The 20260-nt window shown below is 65.2% G+C and carries 15 protein-coding genes; 9 read left to right on the top strand and 6 right to left on the bottom strand.

Annotated features, from left to right (window positions below):
• Positions 1–64: 64 nt before the first annotated feature.
• Complete coding sequence (gene miaA / locus SALA_RS07445) at positions 65–1027, bottom strand: tRNA (adenosine(37)-N6)-dimethylallyltransferase MiaA (RefSeq protein ID WP_041383173.1); 963 nt, start codon at positions 1025–1027, stop codon at positions 65–67.
• Here miaA and serB point away from each other — a divergent pair.
• The gene (gene serB / locus SALA_RS07440) at positions 1026–1910 is read left to right on the top strand and encodes a phosphoserine phosphatase SerB (protein WP_011541761.1); all 885 of its coding nucleotides are present in this window, start codon (positions 1026–1028) and stop codon (positions 1908–1910) included. The two genes, miaA and serB, sit on opposite strands and share 2 nt — an antisense overlap.
• Positions 1911–2057: 147 nt before the next feature.
• Here the strand turns inward: serB and SALA_RS17570 are convergent, their stop codons facing one another.
• The 3 genes from SALA_RS17570 to SALA_RS07430 form a co-directional block, all read right to left on the bottom strand.
• Entirely contained in the window at positions 2058–2186 is a 129-nt protein-coding gene (locus tag SALA_RS17570) for a hypothetical protein (RefSeq protein WP_272940672.1), read from the bottom strand.
• A gap of 178 nt (positions 2187–2364) precedes the next feature.
• Positions 2365–4062, bottom strand: a complete 1698-nt coding sequence (locus SALA_RS07435; protein ID WP_011541760.1) for an N-acyl-D-amino-acid deacylase family protein — start codon at positions 4060–4062, stop codon at positions 2365–2367.
• Between the two features lie 22 nt (positions 4063–4084).
• Positions 4085–4705 (bottom strand): helix-turn-helix domain-containing protein, encoded by a 621-nt coding sequence (locus SALA_RS07430; RefSeq protein WP_011541759.1) that lies wholly within the window; start codon positions 4703–4705, stop codon positions 4085–4087.
• A gap of 142 nt (positions 4706–4847) precedes the next feature.
• Between SALA_RS07430 and SALA_RS07425 the strand changes: the two genes are divergently transcribed.
• The 7 genes from SALA_RS07425 to SALA_RS07395 all read left to right on the top strand — a co-directional run bounded on the left by SALA_RS07425 (position 4848) and on the right by SALA_RS07395 (position 15457).
• A complete protein-coding gene (locus SALA_RS07425) occupies positions 4848–6821 on the top strand; it encodes a serine hydrolase domain-containing protein (protein ID WP_011541758.1) in 1974 nt (657 codons plus the stop codon).
• Entirely contained in the window at positions 6821–7828 is a 1008-nt protein-coding gene (locus SALA_RS07420) for a dipeptide epimerase (RefSeq protein ID WP_011541757.1), read from the top strand. Before SALA_RS07425 ends, SALA_RS07420 begins: the two co-directional genes overlap by 1 nt.
• Before the next feature lie 490 nt (positions 7829–8318).
• Entirely contained in the window at positions 8319–10520 is a 2202-nt protein-coding gene (locus tag SALA_RS07415) for a TonB-dependent receptor (protein WP_041383172.1), read from the top strand.
• A gap of 20 nt (positions 10521–10540) precedes the next feature.
• Entirely contained in the window at positions 10541–11581 is a 1041-nt protein-coding gene (locus SALA_RS07410; RefSeq protein WP_011541755.1) for a DUF1611 domain-containing protein, read from the top strand.
• Positions 11578–12714, top strand: a complete 1137-nt coding sequence (locus SALA_RS07405) for a YkvI family membrane protein (RefSeq protein ID WP_011541754.1) — start codon at positions 11578–11580, stop codon at positions 12712–12714. Before SALA_RS07410 ends, SALA_RS07405 begins: the two co-directional genes overlap by 4 nt.
• Complete coding sequence (locus SALA_RS07400) at positions 12711–14282, top strand: serine hydrolase (RefSeq protein WP_011541753.1); 1572 nt, start codon at positions 12711–12713, stop codon at positions 14280–14282. The genes SALA_RS07405 and SALA_RS07400 overlap by 4 nt, the downstream gene beginning before the upstream one ends.
• Complete coding sequence (locus SALA_RS07395) at positions 14279–15457, top strand: dipeptidase (RefSeq protein WP_011541752.1); 1179 nt, start codon at positions 14279–14281, stop codon at positions 15455–15457. The genes SALA_RS07400 and SALA_RS07395 overlap by 4 nt, the downstream gene beginning before the upstream one ends.
• Before the next feature lie 89 nt (positions 15458–15546).
• Here SALA_RS07395 and SALA_RS07390 read toward each other — a convergent pair whose 3' ends face one another.
• Entirely contained in the window at positions 15547–16884 is a 1338-nt protein-coding gene (locus SALA_RS07390; RefSeq protein WP_011541751.1) for a sigma-54-dependent transcriptional regulator, read from the bottom strand.
• Positions 16881–18689, bottom strand: coding sequence for a sensor histidine kinase (locus SALA_RS07385; RefSeq protein ID WP_041383864.1), 1809 nt, complete (start codon positions 18687–18689; stop codon positions 16881–16883). The genes SALA_RS07390 and SALA_RS07385 overlap by 4 nt, the downstream gene beginning before the upstream one ends.
• 240 nt (positions 18690–18929) lie before the next feature.
• Here SALA_RS07385 and SALA_RS07380 point away from each other — a divergent pair, with 240 nt between their 5' ends.
• Positions 18930–20249 carry a dicarboxylate/amino acid:cation symporter gene (locus SALA_RS07380; protein ID WP_041383171.1) on the top strand — a complete coding sequence of 440 codons (1320 nt, stop codon included), beginning with the start codon at positions 18930–18932 and terminating at the stop codon, positions 20247–20249.
• Positions 20250–20260 lie beyond the last annotated feature (11 nt).

Below are 20260 nucleotides of genomic sequence, written 5' to 3'. Positions count from 1 at the left end.
CTTTGCACACAAAAACGCAGCGCTTGTGCGCTGCAACAGGGTTGCGGGCAATAGTTGCATGATTCTATCTTGTCAACACTGTCTCACGTAACTTTATTGCTAAATTGTCGATAATATCGATGCTTAATGACTCAATGTGGCGCGGCCAGCTCGCCGGGGGCTGATGGCGGAACCAGGTGAACTGGCGTTTGGCATATTGGCGCGTCGCCGCCTGCGCGGCCGCCAGCGCCTCGTCGCGGCTCGCCGTGCCATCGAGGAAAGCCGCGATCTGCGGGACACCGATTGCGCGCATGACGGGAAGGTCGGGGTCGAGGCCGCGGGCGAGCAGCGCTTCGACTTCGTCGATGGCGCCGCCATCGAACATCTCGACCAGCCGCACATCGCAGCGGTCCCGCAGCCAGTCGCGCGGCGGCAACAGGACCAGCGGGGCGAGCGCGACACGGTCGGCGATGCCGCCTTCGCGCGCCTGCTGCCAACTGGCCAGCGTGCGGCCGGTCGAACGCACAACCTCAAGCGCGCGCGCGACGCGCGTGGTGTCGGCGGGGCCAAGGCGCGCGGCGGCGGCGGGGTCGGCTTCGGCAAGCGCGGCATGAGCCTGGGCGACCGGGAGTGCGCGGACCGCTTCGCGGATGTGCGGGTCGATTTCGGGGACTGGGGCGATGCCATAGAGCAAGGTGCGCAGATAAAGGCCGGTGCCGCCGACGAGGATCGGCACCCGGCCCGCCGCGTGCGCCTGTGCGATGACGCCTTGAGCTTCGTCCGCCCAGCGCGCGGCATTGTGCGCTTGCGATCCATCGACATGACCGAAGAGCCGGTGCGGCACGCCCTGCATCTCGTCGTCCGTGGGACGCGCCGACAGGATGGCGAGGTCGGCGTAAACCTGACTCGCATCGGCGTTGACGACCGTGCCGTTCCCCAGCGCTTTTGCGAGCGCAACCGCCAAAGCGCTCTTGCCGCTGGCGGTGGGTCCGGCGATAAGTGCCACGGGCAGCCGCGCGTTGGCGGTCGAGAAAGAAGGAGATGCCATGTTCGTCGCGACGCTGATAGCAGCCGGAAAGCTGACCGACGAGGTGGTTCGCGAAGCGATCGACCGGCTCGACGCAACGGGGCACGACGTCGGCGCGCCGCACTGGCTGGATGTCGGCGATGCGGCCGACATCGTCTTTCACGGCAGTTTGGTCAGTGCGCGCAGTGAACTGATGCTGATGGACCATGGCGCGCTCGACATCGTCGTTCAGCCGCTCGGCGATCGCACCAAGAAACTGATCGTCGCCGACATGGATTCGACGATGATCACGGTCGAGTGCATCGACGAGCTTGCCGATTATGCGGGGCTGAAACCGCAGATTGCGGCGATCACCGCGCGCGCGATGAACGGCGAGCTCGATTTTCGCGCCGCGCTGGAGGAGCGCGTCGGCCTGCTCGCGGGCATGGACGAGGCGGTGCTGGTCGAATGCCGGATGGAGCGCGTGAAACTGACGCGCGGCGCGCGGACGCTGGTGCAGACGATGAAGGCGCATGGCGCTCATTCGGTGCTGGTGTCGGGCGGCTTCATGCCCTTTGCCGGGCCGGTCGGCGAAGCCGTCGGTTTCGACAAGGTGGTCGCGAACGAGCTGGAGGTCGCGGGCGGCAAGCTCACCGGCAGGGTGCTCGAACCGATCGTCGACAGCAGAGCGAAGCTCGAGACGCTGAAGACCGAAGCGGCGGCGCACCGCCTGCCGCTCGCCGAGACCCTGGCCGTCGGCGACGGCGCCAACGATATTCCGATGATTACCACGGCGGGGCTCGGCATAGGCTATCATCCGCATCCCGCCGCCGCCGCGGCGTCGGCGGCGGTGATCCGCCATCACGATCTGACCGCGCTGCTCTGGGCGCAGGGCTATCCGCGGCGCAGCTGGGTGCTCGGATAAAAGGAACCCGGTCAATGGCCGGGCCCGGGAGGAGTTCCGCAAGCGGAAATCCAGTGGATCGAAACCTTATTGGGCGGGCACGGCTGCACCGCCGTGACGATAAACTCCGGGCATTGTCGGACCTGATGTGCGCGGGCGGCCCGCGCGTCACGAACGGCACGCCGCATTGCGCAGCACCGCCGTCACGCGCCGATGGCCATAATGACCATATTGCCGCGCCGCCGCAAAGGGCGCGCCATAAAGATAGCGCACCAACTCCGCCCCGCGGACGCTCATCTCGGCGCGCAGCCGCTGTTGCAGCGCGGTGCGCCACGCCTGAAACAGCCCACCGAGCAGCGAAGCGGAAAGCTAGATCGGTTTCAACCCGCCGCCCCTTGCGGCGCGACCGCGCTGATTCGCCCCGTTTGTGCATGGCGTCCCATGCAATGGTTTTATTGCCAAGTATATGCTGGCCCTAGGGGCAGCGGTTCCAGCCACGCCCGCGCACCGCGCGTCCCGGCGTCGCCCCGCTATGCTCGCCATCTTTCAGCACCTGTGTGCCGTTCACGAACACATCGCGCACGCCGACCGAATATCGATGCGGTTGCTCGAAGGTCGAACGGTCGGCGACCGTCGCGGGATCGAACACGACGACATCGGCATAATAGCCGGGTTTCAGGGCACCGCGATCGGGAAGGCCCAGATTGGTCGCGGGCAGGGTTGTGAGCCGGTACACCGCCTGTTCGAGCGGGATCAGCTCTTCATCGCGGACATAGCGACCGAGCAGACGCGCGAAATTGCCATAGGTGCGCGGGTGGGCGCCCGATTTCAGGAAAATGCCCTCGGTCGCCTGCGATGCCGCGTCGGAGCCGAAGCTCATCCACGGGAGCTGGATCTGCCTGCGGACATTATCCTCGGACATCAGGAAATAGACGGTGCCGACGCGCGAGCCGTCCTCGATGACCAGGTCCATCGCCGTCTCTTCGGGCGACTTGCCGCGCATCGCAGCGACTTCGGCGAGCGTCTTGCCGGTGAGCGGCTTCAGCGCGTCATTCTTGAATCCCGACAGGATCATCTTGTCGGCGCCCGCGCCGTAATAGAGGTTTTCCCAGTCCCTGCCCGGCTTTTTCATTTCCTCGGCAACGCGCGCGCGGATTGCGGGGTCTTTCAGCCGCTCGATCCATTGCTCCAGCCCGCCCGCCTGCACCCAGGTCGGCATCGCGGCGTCGAGCCCGGTGGCGCCCGCGGTGTAAGTGTACATGTCGGTCGTGATGCGCAGCCCTTCGCCGCGCGCATCCTCGATTTTCTTCACGATGGTGTCGAGCTTGTCCCAATTGCTGCGCCCCGCCATTTTGAGGTGATAGATTTCCGCGGGCGCGCCCGACCGGCGCGAAATCTCGATCAGCTCATCGACCGCCTCCTCGATCCGGTCGCCTTCGGAACGCATATGGCTGATATACATGCCGCCGCATTTCGCCGCCTCGCTGGTCAATGCGACCAATTCGTCGGTTTCGGCGTAGGAGCCGGGGGCATAGATGAGCGAACTGCCGACGCCCATCGCGCCTTCGTTCATGGCCTGCCGCACCAGCGCGCGCATCCGGTCCAGCTGATCGGGCGTCGGGTCGACGTCGCCTTCGCCCAGTTCATGAACGCGCACCGTCGCGGCGCCGACGAAGCTCGCCACATTGGTCGAAATGCCGCGCTTTTCGAGCCAGCCCAAATAGTCGCCCAGGTTCGTCCACTCGATCGCATATTTGATGTCGCCCTGTCGCGCTGTCTCCTGCGCCTTCATCGCCGCGTTCATCGGCCCCATCGACCAGCCTTCGCCCATCACTTCCAGCGTCACGCCCTGGCGGATGTCGCTCTGGCTTTTCGGGTCGGCGATCAGCGATTCGGTTGCCCAGCTCAGCATGTTGATGAAACCCGGCGCGACCGCCATGCCCCTGGCCGACACTTCGCTTTTCGCATCGCCTCCGACCGTTCCGACGGCGACGATCCGGTCGCCCTTGATCGCGACGTCGCCCACGATGGGCGCCTTGCCCGACCCGTCGTAGATTGTCCCGCCGCGAATGATCACGTCATAGGCGGGCGTTTGCGCCGCAACCGGCGCTGCGAGCAGCATCGAGCTGTACAGCAGCCAAAGCGAGGGTACGAAGCGCCGGGGCGATGCCATTATCTTTTTCCTTTTCGGTTGTTTAGCCGTGCAGGTTCATTAGTGAATCCATCAGTCCCTCGTCAGCGCTCGAACAGACACCAAGCACCAGGGCTTCGTCGTAGCCGTCGGCGACGACATAGGCGTGGCCCATCGAGGAATCGATATAGATGCCCTGCCCGGCGTCGAGCGTGACGGGGTCGTAAAACTCGCTGTGCACCTCGATACGCCCTTCGAGGACATAGATGAACTCCTCGCCCTGGTGACGCACCAGCTCGCCGAACTCGCGCGCGCTGTGCGCGCGGATGCGCGTCAGGATCGGGATCATGCGCTTTTGCCGGAGGTCGGTGCAGAGATAGTGATAGTCGTAATTGTCGGTGGTGACGCGCGCGGCGCGCTCGATCGCGGCGATGCTGCGCCGTCCCGTGACACGCGGCGCGTCCTCTTCATCCTCGGCAAACAGGTCCGACATGCGGATCTTGAGCCGCTGGCTGAGCTGCTGGAGCTTGTCATAGCTCAGGGTGAGCCGGTCATGTTCGACCTTTGACAATGTCGACACGGGAATGCCCGACTTCGCGCTCATCTCCTTGAGCGTCCAGCCGTTTCGTGCCCTTATCCCCTTCATCACCGCGCCGAGCGTCGGCGGCGTTGCACGCTCCGCCATCAGTTTTTCCATTCCCCGTTTGACAATTTTCTAATCAGGATCATTATGTCCCCATTGGGTTAACTTATACTGAGTCCTTGGTAAGGGGTCGCGCGGCTTGCCGCAAGGTGTGACAGGGCGCGCCGGACAAAAGGGGAAAGCGATGCGTTTCATCCGCAAGATGATGATCGGACTCACGGCATTGGCCGCGCTGCCTTTGGCGGCGCAAGGCCCTGTGCCCGCACCGGCCGTGAAGAAGGCCGAAGCCATGGCGCCGAAGGCGGCGTCGGCGCCCGCCGCGCTCGACGCAAAGGATCTCGAGGCGTGGATGGACGGCTTTCTGCCCTATGCGCTCGAACGCGGACGCATTGCTGGCGCGGTCGTGGTCGTCGTTCGTGGCGACGAGGTTCTGCTCCAGAAGGGCTATGGTTTTGCGGACGTCGCGAAACGCGCGCCGGTGCTCCCCGAAACGACGCTTTTCCGACCCGGATCGGTGTCCAAGCTGATCACCTGGACGGCGGTGATGCAGCAGGTCGAGGCGGGCAAGATCGATCTCGACAGGGACGTCAACGCCTATCTCGATTTCAGGATTCCGCCCTTTGAGGGCAAGCCGATCACGATGCGCCACATCATGACGCACACGGCAGGCTTCGAGGAATCGGTGCGCCACCTGATCAGCAGCGATCCCGAGGCGGTGAAGACACTGAAAGAGCTGATGCCGCTCGCGCTGCCCGAACGGGTGTTCGCGCCCGGTACGACGCCCGCCTATTCCAATTATGCGACGGCGCTCGCGGGGTATATCGTCGAGCGCGTGAGCGGGCAGGGGTTTGACGATTATGTCGAGAACCGGATCTTCAAGCCGCTCGGCATGACGCATTCGACCTTTCGCCAGCCGCTGCCCGCGCGCCTCGCGCCGCATATGGCAAAGGGCTATGCCGACGTTACCGGCAAGCCGCAGCCCTTTGAAATGGTCATCCCCGCTCCGGCGGGTGCCATGTCGGCGAGCGGCGCCGACATGGCGAAGTTCATGATCGCGCACCTGAACGGTGGCGGCGGGATACTGAAACCCGAAACCGCCCGGCAGATGCACGATTTCAAGGCCGCCGGCGTCGGCCCGCTCAACAGCATGGCGCTCGGTTTCTACGAACAATGGGTCAATGGACGCCGCGCGATCGCGCACGGTGGCGATACCGTCTGGTTCCACTCCTATCTCTGGCTGTTCCCCGAATCCGACATCGGCATTTTCCTGTCGATGAATGCGCAGGGCAGGGATGGGGCAACGGGCGCGGTGCGCAGCGCGCTGTTTCACAAGTTCGCCGACCGCTATCTGCCGGGGCCGCCCGAAAAACCGTCGCAGGTCGATGCCGCGACCGCCCGCGACCATGCAAGGATGATGGTCGGCAATTATGTCAGCAGCCGCGGCTCCTTCACCAATTTCTTCAGCCTCTTCGGTCTGCTGGGTCTGGCAACGATCTCGCTGACCGAGGACGGCAAGATCAGCGTTCCGGCGCTCGATGGCCTGGGTGCCGGCGCCCGCGACTGGGTGGAGGTCGAACCCTTCGTTTGGCGCGACAGCGGCACGGGTGAACGGCTTGCCGCCGAGGTCAGCGACGGTCGCGTCGTGCGCTGGAGCGTCGACCCCGGATCGCCCTTCATGGTCTTTGAACCCGCACCTTTCGGCGTCAACGCTGCGTGGCTCAACCCCGCGCTGATCTTCGCCTTCGGGATCATCCTGCTGACGGCGCTCGCCTGGCCGGTGCGCGCGCTGGTGCGGCGCCGCTTCAAGGCGGATTTCGCGCTCACCGGCAAATCGCTCCGCGCCTATCGCCTGTCGCGCGCCTTCGCTTGGCTCGTGCTCGCGGCGGCGGCGGGGTGGATTGCGCTGATCGCCGCCTTTACGGCCGACATCGGCAGCATCGGCGGCCCGCTCGACTGGCTCATCCATCTGCTACGCGTCCTGACCCCTCTGGCCGCCTTCGGCTTGCTGGCGACGGGCGGCTGGCACCTGTGGTTTTCGATCAAGGACAAGCGGCGCTGGACAATGAAGCTCGGCGCGGTGCTGCTGATCCTCGCCGCCGCGGTGCTTGTCTGGGTGACACTCGCCTTTCATCTCTATGGCTTCGGGATGGTCTATTGATGGCGATCCGGCGCAGCAGCGAATTGTCGCTCGACCTCCGGGTCGAGCGCTTTCCCTACCACCAGCCCTTCCGCATTTCCGGCCATGTCTTCACCGAAACCGCGCTGCTCGTCGCCGAACTCTCCGACGGCGAACATGTCGGGCGCGGCGAGGGGGCGGGCGTCTATTATCTCGGCGACGACATCGAGCATATGCTTGGCCAGGCGACCAGCGTGCGGGGTGCGATCGAGCGCGGCGCGACGCGCGAGGATTTGCAGCATCTCCTGCCGCCGGGCGGCGCACGCAACGCGCTCGACTGCGCCTTCTGGGAGCTCGAAGCCCGGCAGACGGGGCAGCCGGTGTGGCGGCTTGCCGGGCTCGACGCGCCCAGGGCGCTGCGTTCGACGCTGACGCTGGGCGCCGATACGCCCGAGCGAATGGCCGCGGCGGCGCAGGCGATCGACGTGCAAGCGCCGGTCAAGGTCAAGCTCACCGGCGACCTGGCCGACGACGTCGCGCGCATCGAGGCGATCCGCGCCGCGCGCCCCGACGCCTGGATCGGCGTCGACGCCAATCAGGGCTATGATGTCGGAACGCTGCGCGACCTGCTGCCCGTGCTGCTCGCGGCCGGGGTCGCGCAGCTCGAACAGCCGCTGGGGCGCGGGTGCGAGGCCGATCTCGACGGGCTGAAGCGTCCCTTGCCCTTCGTCGCCGACGAAAGCGCACTGTCGCTCGCCGACACCGCCTCGCTCGTCGGGCGCTTCGATATGGTGAACATCAAGCTCGATAAATGCGGCGGGTTGACCGAGGGGCTTGCGATTGCGCGGCAGGCAAAGACGCTCGGCCTCGACGTGATGGTCGGCAACATGATGGGGACCAGCCTGTCGATGGCGCCATCCTGTCTGGTCGGGCAGCTGTGCGACATCGTCGACCTCGACGGGCCGACCTTCCTCGCGCGCGACCGGGTGCCGGGGGTGCAGTATCGCGACGGGATGATTCATTGTCCGGCTGAGGTTTGGGGCGGCTAGCCGTTCTACCGTCCCAATGGTCCCCCCGGCGTGACGAGCCAAATAAGTCAATTTGATGTCCTAAATGGGTTGACAATTTTCTGATTAGGACAATAGTGACGAAATTGAGATTTTCGTGAGAGGGAGGCTGGAATGACCGCGTCATTCCCGATGACGCGCCGCACGGTGATCGCGGACGCGGCCGGGGTCGCTTTGTCCGCGCCGGTGATCAGCCACCGCGCCCATGCCTTTGCGGCGGCGCCGACGAAGGCCTGTTTGCGCCGCGCGGTCGATCCCGCGGCCCGAACATGCCGTGCTGAAACGCGCGTACCGCGCGTACAGGGACAGCTACGCCTTTCGCGACAAGATCGCCATCGACGGTTTCGACTATCCTTTGAAGTCCTTCGACCCCGTCGAGGAACTCATTCGCCGCAACTACCGAACGACAATATCCGGGCCGTGCTCGGTGGCAATGTCCGCTGCCTGCTCGCCCAACTCTGGGGGTAAGACCATGAACAAGGGATTTTTTGGCGCAGCAAGCCTGGCCGCGATGGCCGTTGCGATGCCGGCTTATGCCGAAGAAGCGAGCAGCGACGAACGTGACATCGTCGTGACGGCGCAAAAGCGCGAAGAGCGATTGATCGACGTGCCGCAATCGGTCAGTGTCGTATCCGGCGAAGCGCTGGAAAACATTCAGGCAACCAATTTCTCGGATTATCTGAAACTCGTCCCCGGCCTGCAACTCAATCAGGCGACGCCGGGTTTCGGTCGCCTCGTATTGCGCGGTGTCAACACCGGCGGCGTCGCCTCGACGGTTGCCGTCTATCAGGACGAAACGACCTTTGGGTCGAGCAGCGGTCTGGTCAACGGCGCGATCCTGGCGGGTGACTTCGACACGTTCGACATTGAACGGATCGAGGTGCTGCGAGGACCGCAGGGCACGATCTATGGCTCAAGCTCGATGGGCGGTGTTCTCAAATATGTGACAAACAAGCCCGACACCTCGGCCTTTGAGGTTCGCGCACGCGGCAGCGTTGAAACGACGACCGGGGGCGATGAATCATATCTTGGCAGTGCGGTTGTCAATCTGCCTCTTGGCGAAACCCTCGCGCTCCGCGCGTCGGGCTTTTATCGTGATTTCGGCGGTTTCATCGACTCTATCGGAACCGGCGGCGCGGATATCGAGTCCGACATCAACAGTTCGAAAAGCTATGGCGGCCGCGCCTCGGTGCTGTTCAAGCCGAGCGAGACATTCTCGATTCAACTTGCCGCCTATCTTCAGAACCTGGAGACCGATGCCTCGAACAGCGTGGACAGCGATCCATCGACGGGTCGCACGCTATACGGGCGCCTGTCGCAATCGCAATTCGTGCCCGAGTTCACCGATGTGCGCTATCGCGTCTACAGCGGGGTGGTCGATGCCGATCTCGGCTTTGCGAACCTCGTGTCGGCGACCAGCTACAGCACCTTGTCGCAATCGTTTCGCGGCGATCTTACGACGCAGTTCGGCGCATTGATCGAAGCGGTGTTTGGAACGCCCAACGACTTTTTCCAGGGGCAGCTGACGCGGGTGAAGCGCTTTACGCAGGAAGTGCGCCTGCAATCGCCTGAAAGCGACCGTTTCGAATGGCTCATTGGAGTCTATTATACCCGCGAACGGGGCCTAATTGACCAGGATTTCAACGCCGTCGAGCCGGGCACGCTCACCCCGATCGCCGGGTTGCCGCTGCTGGGCGTCGCGACGATCAACTCGCGCTATCGCGAACTCGCAGGCTTCGCCAACGCCACGATCCATTTCGGCGACCGTTTCAACCTCAGTTTCGGGGGGCGTTACAGTGGCAACAAGCAATCCGCCGTCCAGGTGTCCGACGGCGTCCTCGCGGGCGGACCCAATGCTTTGCCCAAGGCGCGCTCGTCCGAAGACGTCTTCACTTTCTCGGTCGCCCCGCAGTTCGAGGTTAGTGACAACGTGACCATCTATGCGCGCGTTGCGAAGGGTTTCCGTCCCGGTGGGCCGAACGTGCTGGCGCCGGGGGCGCCGCCGGAAATCGCCACCTATGGCTCGGACTCGCTGATCAGTTACGAGCTTGGCCTCAAGGCGGAAACGGTCGATCGAACCTTCTCCATCGATATCGCGGCCTTCCACATCGACTGGAAGGACATTCAGGTGTTCGGACAGGTCAACGATTTCGGTGTCAACTTCAATGGCGGCAAGGCCAAGAGCGATGGCGTGGAGTTCACGACGACGCTGCGTCCCGCACAGGGGCTTAGCTTCTCGCTCAACGGCGCGTGGACCAACGCGAAGCTGAAGGACGATACGCCGCCGCTGGTCGGCGGCTTGTCGGGTGATCGCCTGCCATATACCCCTGAATTCAGTATCGGCGCGAACGCCGATTATGAATGGGAACTCGGCGGCGATACCACGGCTTATGTCGGCGCATCGGTGCGCAGCCTGTCGAAACAACCGGCGGGCTATGACCTTGCCTTTCGTATCGCCAATGGGCGCCAACGCTATCTGCCGGCCTATGAAGTGGTCGATCTGCGTGCGGGGGTTGATTTCGGACGATATTCGATCGAGCTTTATGCAAAGAATCTGACTGACAGCGAAGGCAAGACGTCGCTGGAGGCGCCGGCAAACATCCCGTTCGGCGCTGCCGGAACCGGAGTTATCCGGCCACGGACGATCGGTGCTACCCTGACCGCCGGCTTTTGAGCGGATTGGAGTTGAACAGCATGAACGCGCCCATCGGCAGGCTGGCCGACAGCCTGACCCTGCCGCAACCCTATCTGCTCTTCCTCGGCGATACGACCGAGGCGGGCTATGCCAAGACTGCCTTTGGCCTCGCCGACTGGGCGGCCGATCGCTGCGTCGGCGAACTCGGGGTCGCGGGCTGCACCGTCAGCGCGGGTCTGCCGCGGCTGTCGCCCGCCGAAGCGCGCGCGGCGGGCGCCCGCTCGCTGGTGATCGGCGTTGCCAACCAGGGCGGCGTGATTAGCGAGAGCTGGGTTGCGGCGCTGGTCGAGGCGATGGAGGCAGGGCTCGACATCATCAGCGGGCTGCACACGCGGCTGACCAGCGTTCCCGCGCTGGTGGAGGCGTCGCGGCACACCGGCCAGCGGCTTATCGACGTCCGCACCCCGCCGCCCTCGATCCCGATCGGCAACGGCCGCAAGCGCAGCGGCAAGAGACTGCTCACCGTCGGCACCGATTGCGCGCTCGGCAAGAAATATACCGCGCTTGCGTTGCACCGCGCCTTTGTCGCGCGCGGGATCGACGCCGATTTCCGCGCGACGGGGCAGACGGGGATCATGATCGCGGGCGGCGGTATTCCCATGGACGCGGTCGTGTCGGACTTCGAGGCGGGCGCGGCGGAGATTTTGAGCCCCGATGCGCCCGACGATCATTGGGATCTGATCGAAGGGCAGGGGTCGATCTTCAACCCCGCCTATGCCGCGGTGTCGCTCGGCCTGCTCCACGGCAGCCAGCCCGACGTCTTCGTCGTTTGCCACGATCCCAGCCGCAGGGTCATCCTCGGCATGGAAAGCTTTGCGCTTCCCAGCATTGAGGAAGTGATCGACCTGACGATCCGGCTCGGCAGCCGGACCAATCCGGCGATCCGCTGCGGCGGGGTCAGCCTCAATACGTCGAGCATGGGGGTGGGCGAGGCCGAGGCGCTGATCGGCGCCGAAAGGCGCCGCCTCGGGCTGCCCGTCGCCGACCCGATCCGCGGCGGCGCCGCCTTCGACGCGCTCGTCGAAAATTGTCTCGCATGAGCGTGGGCGAGACGGGCGGCAGGTCGAGCTGGTTCCAGCGCTTCCTGCTGCCCGGTTTCGCATTGAAGGCGGTCATCATTGGCGGCGGCTATGCCACGGGCCGCGAACTGGCGGAGTATTTCGTGCCATCGGGGCCATGGGGCGGACTCGCCGCGATGCTGCTCGCAACCCTGATCTGGAGCGGCGTCGCCGCACTCACCTTCGCGCTCGCGCGGCGGATGCGCGCTTATGATTATCGCCGCTTTTTCGAGGGGCTGCTCGGACCCGGCTGGATCGCGTTCAAAATCGCCTATCTGATCTTCGTCGTGCTGATCCTCGCCGTCTTTGGCGCGGCGGCGGGGGCGATCGGCGCCGCGACCTTCGGCTGGCCCGAGCTTGCAGGGTCGGTGCTGCTCGCGCTCGGCATCGTCGCCTTTACCGCCTTCGGCACCGCGATCGTCGAGACATTGTTCCAATATGCCTCGATGCTGATCTATACGGTCTATGCGCTGTTCATCGTCTTTGCGCTGGCGAGCTTTGGCGAGATGATCGGCAATGGCTTTGCGAACGCGCCGCCGCCGTCGGGCAATTGGGTGGCGGGCGGCATCACTTATGCGAGTTACAATATCGTCGGCGCGGTGATCATCCTGCCCGTGCTGCGCCATCTGACGAGCCAGCGCGACGCGGTGGTCGCGGGGCTGATCGCCGGGCCGCTCACGATGCTCCCCGCGATCCTCTTCTTCGCCGCGATGATGGCTTTTTATCCGGCGATCGGCGACGAGACGCTGCCGTCCGATTTCCTGCTGCGCCAGATGGCGGTGCCGGGCTTTCATATCCTGTTCCAGCTGATGATTTTCGCCGCGCTGCTCGAAAGCGGCGTCGGCGCGATCCATGCGATCAACGAGCGCGTGTCGGGCGTCGTCGAGGCGCGTGGGCGCCCGCGGCTCGACACCGGCGCGCGCGCGGCGATCGGCTCGCTCATCCTTGTCGGCTGCATGTTCGTCGCGGCGCGCGTCGGCCTCGTCGACCTCATCGCCAGCGGCTATCGCTTCCTCGCCTGGCTTTTCCTCGCCGTTTTCGTGCTGCCGCTCATCACCATCGGCACCTGGCGGCTGCTGCGCCCCGCCGCTCCCCCCATGGAGGCCCTGCCATGAAACGCCTGCTCGTCCTCACGCTCTTCGTATCGCTCGCGATGCCCGCGTGGGCCGAACCGCCCGCCGACATCGCCGAAAGCGTCGAGGCGCTGCGGCAGAAAATCGGCGCGCCGGGCGTGTCGATCGCGATCGTAGAGGACGGCAAGACGACGCTGGCGCGCGGCTGGGGCGTGCGCAAGCTGGGCGAAGCGGCGCCGGTCGATGCCGAGACGATTTTCCAGACCGGATCGACCGGCAAGGCGATGACCGCGGCGGCGCTCGCCGTGCTCGTCGATGAAGGCAAGATCGGCTGGGACGATCCGGTCATCCAGCATATGCCCTGGTTCCGCATGTACGACCCGTGGGTCACGCGCGAGATCACGATCCGCGACCTGCTCGTCCACAGGAGCGGGCTGGGGCTGGGGCAGGGCGATTTGATGTTCGTGCCGCGCACGCATCTGACGCGCAAACAGACGGTCGAGCGCGTCGCCTATTTGAAGCCCAAGACCAGTTTCCGTTCGGCCTATGCCTATGACAATATCCTCTACGCCGTCGCGGGCCAGCTGATCGAGGAAGTCACCGGACAGACGTGGGAGGATTTCATCCGCGCGCGCGTGCTGCGTCCGGGCGGCATGAAAAATGCCACGAGCGACAGCGAGGAACGCTTCGCGACGCCGAACCGCAGCTGGCCGCACGCGCGCCTGTCCGGCCCATTGCGCGGCATCGGCCCGCAGCAGACGCTCGACGAGCGCGACGAGCTGGGCCGCAACGGTGCGCCCGCGGGCGGGCTCGCGCTCAGCGCCGACGATATGGCGGCGTGGCTCCGCATCCAGCTCGCGCATGGTGCATTACCCGACGGGAAGCGGCTGTTCAGTGAAAAGCAGGCGATGGAGATGTGGGCGCCGGTGACGCCGATGCCGATCACCCCGCTGCCCGATGCGCTCAAGCCCGCGCAGCCGACGCAGCAGGCCTATGCGCTCGGCTGGCAGGTGCAGGATTATCGCGGTCATCGCATCATCCAGCATGGTGGCGGCGTATTCGGGTCGATCACCCGCGTCGTGCTGATCCCCGACAGACAAGTCGGTTTCGCGATCATGATGAACAGCGAGGATAGCGGGATGCTCCTCGGCCTCACCTATGATTTGCTCGACCATTATCTCGATCAACCCGACTATGGCTGGATCCAGAAATGGGAGGACTGGTATCAGTCGGGGCTCGCGGGGGGAGTCGAGTTTCTGAAACAGTCGAAGGCCTCGCCAGCGCAGAGCGGTCCCTCGCTTGCGTTGGCGCGCTATGCCGGGCGCTACCGCGATCCCTGGTATGGCGATGTCGTGATCGGTTCGGACAGGAAGGGGTTGACGATCGATTTTGCTTCGACGCCGCGGATGGCGGGGCGGCTCGATCACTGGCAATATGACAGCTTCGTCACCAGGTTCGACGACCCGGCGATCGAACCCGCCTATGTCACTTTCGCGCTCGACGCCGATGGCGAGATAACCGGCGTGACGATGAAAGCGGTGAGCAAGATTGCCGACTTCAGCTGGGATTATCACGATCTCGACCTGAAGCCCGTGGAGGACAAGAAGTGAAGCAACTCGCAATCCTGTTGACCGCGACCGCGCTCGCCGCCTGTTCGACCGGCGGCGACAAGCCCAAGGCAGCCGAAGCCCCGCTGCACAGCCGGATGCTCGTGCTCGACACCCATCTTGACACGCCGCTCCATTTCGAGCGCGCGGGGTGGAGCTTTGCCGACCGCCACACCCTCGCCGACGATATGGTCCAGCTCGACATTCCACGAATGAAGGACGGCCATCTCGATGGCGGCTTCTTTGTCATTTACACCGAACAGGGTCCACTGACCGCCAAGGGTTATGCCGACGCCCTCGCCTTTGCGCGGGGGCGTTCGGACCTGATCGACAGCACGCTCGCCAAATATCCCGACGCGATCGCCCCCGCGCGCACGGCGGCCGACGCCAGGAGGCTGAACAGGGAAGGCAAGCTGATCGCCTTCAAGTCGATGGAAAACAGCTATCCGCTCGGCGAGGATCTGACGCTGCTCGCGGAGTTTTACGCCAGGGGCCTGCGCATGGCGGGGCCGGTCCATTCGCGGACCAACCAGTTCGCCGACAGCGCGACCGGCGAGGCGCGCTGGAAGGGACTGAGCCCGCTCGGCAAGCGTTGGGTCGCCGAAATGAACCGGCTGGGTATCGTCATCGACGCCAGCCATTCGTCGGATGCGGCGTTCGACCAGATGCTCGAACTGTCGAAATATCCGATCATCCTCTCGCACTCCAGCCTGCGCTCGGCCCATGATCATCCGCGCAACCTCGATGAAGCGCGGCTGAAGGCGCTCGCGGCCAAGGGCGGGGCGATGTGCATTTCAACGATCTTCCTGTCGGACATGAACATGACCCCGGCACGCGCCGGGCTGTTCGGCCAATATGAGCGGATCGGCGCGATGACCCCGGCCGAGCAGGCCGACCTCAACCGCAAATGGCGCGAGCTCGACCAAAGCGAGCCATTATGGGCCGCCGATTTCGAGGATTATATGAAGATGGTGCTGCGCGCGATCGCGGTCGCGGGCGCCGATCATATCTGCTTCGGCGCCGACTGGGACGGCGGCGGCGGCCTGAAGGGCATAGAGGACATCACCGCACTGCCCAAGGTCACCGCGCGGCTGAAGGAAGCGGGCTATTCGGACGCCGACATCGAAAAAATGTGGAGCGGCAACGTGCTGCGCATCTTGGCGGCGCAGGGGAAATAGCGCGAGCCGGATTGACGCCCGCCCCATATCATCGTCATCCCGGCCTTCGCTGGGATGACGACACTGACAGGTCGCTCCTTCCGTTGCGATCAGCCTCGAAACCGCTTCGGATCGATCCCCAGCTTGGCCATCTTGTCGTAAAGCGTCTTTCGCGGCACGCCGAGCTGCGCCATCGTCTCGCCGATATTGCCGCGCGTCTGGGCGAGCGTATCCTCGATGATCGTCGCCTCGAACCGGCGCAGCCGCTCGGCAAGCGGCGCGGCTGCCGGCATCGCCGAACGCGCGGGGTCGGAGGGCAGGTCGAGCACGACGCTATAGGCGAAGTTCTTGAGCTCGCGGACGTTGCCCGGCCAGTCATGTTCGACCAGGTGCCGACGCGTGGCGTCGTCGATCTGGAACCCCGTCAGCCCCATTTTCGACGCCGCCTCGTCGAGGAAGAAGGCAAAGGTCTGCGGGATGTCGGAGCGACGCTCGCGCAAGGGCGGAAGGCGCAGCTTGACGACGTGCAGCCGGTAATAAAGGTCTTCGCGAAAATCCCCCGCACGCACCGCGTCCATCAGGTCGGTCTTGGTCGCTGCGACAACGCGCAGGTCGACGGGTTCGGGCGCACTCGCCCCCAATGGCTGCACCTCGCGCTCCTCGATCACGCGCAGCAGCTTCGCCTGCACCGCCGCGTGCATCGTGTCGATCTCGTCGAGGAACAAGGTCCCGCGATGCGCGCCGCGGATCCGCCCAGCCTGGCCCAGCTTGCCCGTCGCGCGGTCGACAAGGTTGCTGCCGAACAGTTCGGCTTCGGCCAGGTCGTGCGGCAAAGCGGCGCAATTGACCGCGACGAGCGACGCCGCGCTCCGCCGACTCTGGCGGTGGAGCATATGCGCGACCAGTTCCTTGCCCGTCCCCGTCTCGCCCTCGATCAGCACGTCGATGTCGGCCTGCGCCAGCTGCGCGATCGTTTCGCGCAGACGGACCATCGCCGGGCTTTCGCCGATCAGTGGACTGTCGATCGCCGCCGCCGCCGCGGTGAGGCGCCGGTTGTCGAGGATCAGCGCGCGATGCGCGAGCGCGCGGCGCGCGACGCCGACCAGATGGTCCGCCGCAAAAGGTTTGGCGAGAAAGTCGAACGCCCCGTCGTGGAGCGCCCGCACCGCCATCGTCACATCGGCGTGCCCGGTGATCAGCACGACGGGGATGTCGGGGTCGATTGCATGGATCGCGGCGCGCAGTTCCAGCCCGTCCATGCCGGGCATCCTTATGTCGGTGATGACGATCCCGGCGAAATCAGCGGCGATGCGCGGCAGCACGCTCTGCGCATCGGCGAAGGTTTCGACCGCAAGGCCCGCAAGGTCGAGCGTCTGCGCATTCGCTTCGCGCAGTGCGGCATCGTCGTCGACGAAAAGGATCGTCTGCTCGGCGGTGAAGAAACTCATGCCGGCCTCAGCGTCACGCGGAACCCCGCACCACCGAGCGGTGAGGGGATGATCGAGAGCGTACCGCCGAACGCTTTGGCGATGTCGCTCGCGATCGCGAGTCCCAGCCCCAGCCCATCGGGGCGCCCGGTGACGAAGGGCGTGAACAATTGTGGCTTCAGGTCGGCGGGCACGCCCGGCCCATTGTCGCAAATATCGATCGCCACCGGATCGCCGCCGTGCGCGGTCAGGCTGATGCGGGCGCCTTCGAGGCCGCGCACTGCATCGGCGGCATTTTGCAGGAGGTTGACCAGGATTTGCTCCAGCCGGACGCGGTCGGCGTGGACGGTCGCGGCCGGGTTCGCCAACTCGACATCGAGCGCGATGCCCTGCGCGCGCAGCCGGTCGCCGATCAGCAGCAGCGTGCCGTCGATCGCTGACTGCAACGCCACCGGCCCCAGCGGCGCGGTCGCGCGGCGCGCAAAATTGCGCAACTCGCCGGTGATCGCGCCGACGCGCGCGGTCAGCGCGACGATATGGTCCAGATTGGCGCGCGCCTTGTCGCCCTCTGACCGACCCAGATAGGCGAGGGCATTTTCGGCAAAGCTGCGGATCGCTGCGACCGGCTGGTTGATCTCGTGCGCGACCCCGGCGGTGATCTGCCCGATCGAGCCGAGGCGGCTGGCCTGCGCCAGCTCCTCGCGCGCGGCGCGATAGCGACGGTCGGTTTCGGCCTGCCGCTCGGATGCCTGCCGCAATTCGTCGTTCGCGGCGCGCAGATCGCGCGTGCGCGCGGCAACCTCGCGTTCGAGCGCCTCATGCGCCGCCTGTCGCAGCGCCTGCCGCTCGACGAGGCGGAGCAAGCTGACGATCGCCGCGCCGACCAGGATGAGGAGGATGAGGAATATCACGCGCGCGGTCGCATTGGCGCTCGCGCGTGCGGGTTCGGCGGGCTGGAGCAGGCGAAGCGTGCTGCCGGGCAGCGACACCCGCTCCGCCACCTGAAAATAGGACTGGTCGCCGATGCGGAGAACGTCTCCCGTGCGGCGCAGCGGCAACGGATCCAGCGGCGCGTCGCCATAGCTGCGCGTCGCGCGCAGCCGCTGACGATCACGCGCCGACAAGGCACCGAAAGACCGGAAGCGCCAGCGCGGCGCGCTGCTCATCACGACGATGCCCGCCGCGTCGGTGACGAGCGTGGTCGCGGCGGAGTCGGCCCAGCGCGTTTCGAGCTTGTCGAACTCGACCTTGAGCACGATCACGCCGAGCGCCCGCCCGTCCGCGTCGCCGCCCGCGTTGACGCGCCGTGCGAGGTAAAGGCCGGGGCGTCCGCTCACCGTCCCCAGCGCGAACAGTTCGGCGTCGCCGCGCTGCATCGCGTCCCGAAAATAGGGACGGAAACGATAATTCTCGCCGACGAAGCTGGTCGGCGACTGCCAGTTGCTCGCCGCGATGGTCGTGCCATCGGCATCGAGAACGTAAATCACCGCGGCATCGGTGCGCGTCGCAAGCTGTTCGAGCTCGCGGTCAAGGCGACGCGATGCCGCATCGCTCTTGTCCGCGAGCGCCGCGCGCACATCGGGAAATTCGGTAAGCACGCGGGGCAGGAGGCGGAACTTCTGCAACTCGCTTTCGAGCAGGCTCGCGTGCGCGCGGGCATTCTGTTGCGCCTCGACGGCCGTTTGCGCCCCGGCGCGCCCGGCGGCCCAATGGGCAAGACCAAATCCGGCGAGCAACAGGATCGCCAGCCCCGCCGCGACCGCGATCAGCAACCGGCGGCGACCGGTCACGGGAGCGATGACGGACGAATCGCGCGAATCGATCATGTGCGGATTGTTGCACACTTTGATGATTTGGTATGCGGTGTTTCGCACAATTTGTCTCTCCGCGTCGACGCGGCAAAATAATTAAAGTAAGAAATACAAAATCGTAGATAGATTCCATCGCCCGTTTGACCCCCGATCCGCCAACTCCCTAAACTCGCCAAAAGGCTGCCGAACGGCCGAAAGTCGCGCCGCATCGGCGCACAACAAGGGGAGAGGCTGGTGGCAGCCAACGTCAATGTTATGGCAGCGCCGACTCCTGCCCGGCCCCGCGCCTGGTGGTCGCATCTGTATGTACAGGTACTCGCAGCGATCGTTGCGGGTGTGCTGCTCGGCCATTTCTGGCCCGCCATCGGCACCGAACTCAAACCGCTCGGCGACGGCTTCATCAAACTGGTGAAGATGATCATCGCGCCGGTCATCTTCCTGACCGTTGCGACCGGCATCGCCTCGATCGGTGGCGAGACGAAAGCGCTCGGCCGCGTGGTCGGCAAGGCCTTTGCCTATTTTCTCTTTTTCTCGACGCTGGCGCTGATCGTCGGGCTGGTGGTCGCCAACGTCGTTCAGCCCGGTGCGGGAATGAACATCGACCCCGCGACGCTCGACGCGGGCGCGGTCGCGCAATATCAGGCGAAGGCACACGAGGCGACGCTCACCGCCTTCCTGCTCGACATCATTCCCGTCACCTTCGTTTCGGCGCTGACCGAGGGGTCGATATTGCAGGCGCTGTTCGTCGCGATCCTCTTTGGCCTCGCGCTGTCGCACGCGGGCGAACCGGGGCGGCAGGTGCTGGGCCTGCTCGAAAAGGTCTCGACGGTGTTCTTCGGCCTTGTCGGGATGCTGATGAAGTTCGCGCCGATCGGGGCGTTCGGCGCGATGGCCTTTACCATCGGCAAATATGGGGTCGAATCGCTCGCCAATCTCGGCCTGCTGATCGCGACCTTCTATCTCACCTCGCTCTTTTTCGTGATCGTCATCCTGGGCGCCGTCGCGCATTTCTCAGGCTTTTCGATCTTTCGGCTGATCGCCTATCTCAAGGCCGAACTGCTGCTCGTGCTCGGCACCTCCTCGTCCGAAGCCGCCTTGCCCAGCCTCATCGAAAAGCTCGAAAAGGCGGGCTGCGCCAAGCCAATCGTCGGTCTCGTCGTGCCGACGGGCTACAGCTTCAACCTCGACGGCACCAACATCTATATGACGCTCGCGGCGCTGTTCATTGCGCAGGCGGTCGGCGTCGACCTCAGCCTCGGCGATCAGATCGCGCTGCTGCTCGTCGCGATGGTAAGCTCGAAGGGCGCGGCGGGAGTCACCGGCGCGGGGTTCATCACGCTGGCCGCGACGCTGTCGATCGTGCCCTCGGTCCCCGTCGCGGGGCTCGCGCTGATCCTCGGCATCGACCGTTTCATGAGCGAGTGCCGCGCGCTCACCAATTTCATCGGCAACGCGCTCGCCGCGATCGTCGTCGCGGGCTGGGAAAAAGGCCTCGACCGCGAGGCGCTTGCCCGCGCGCTCGCCGGCGAGCCCGCGCCGCTCGCCGCGGCGCCGATCGAAACCGACACCGACTGACCGGACAAATG

The sequence above is a fragment of the Sphingopyxis alaskensis RB2256 genome, from assembly GCF_000013985.1.
Lineage (GTDB): Bacteria > Pseudomonadota > Alphaproteobacteria > Sphingomonadales > Sphingomonadaceae > Sphingopyxis > Sphingopyxis alaskensis.
This window is presented reverse-complemented; position numbering and strand designations above follow the sequence as displayed.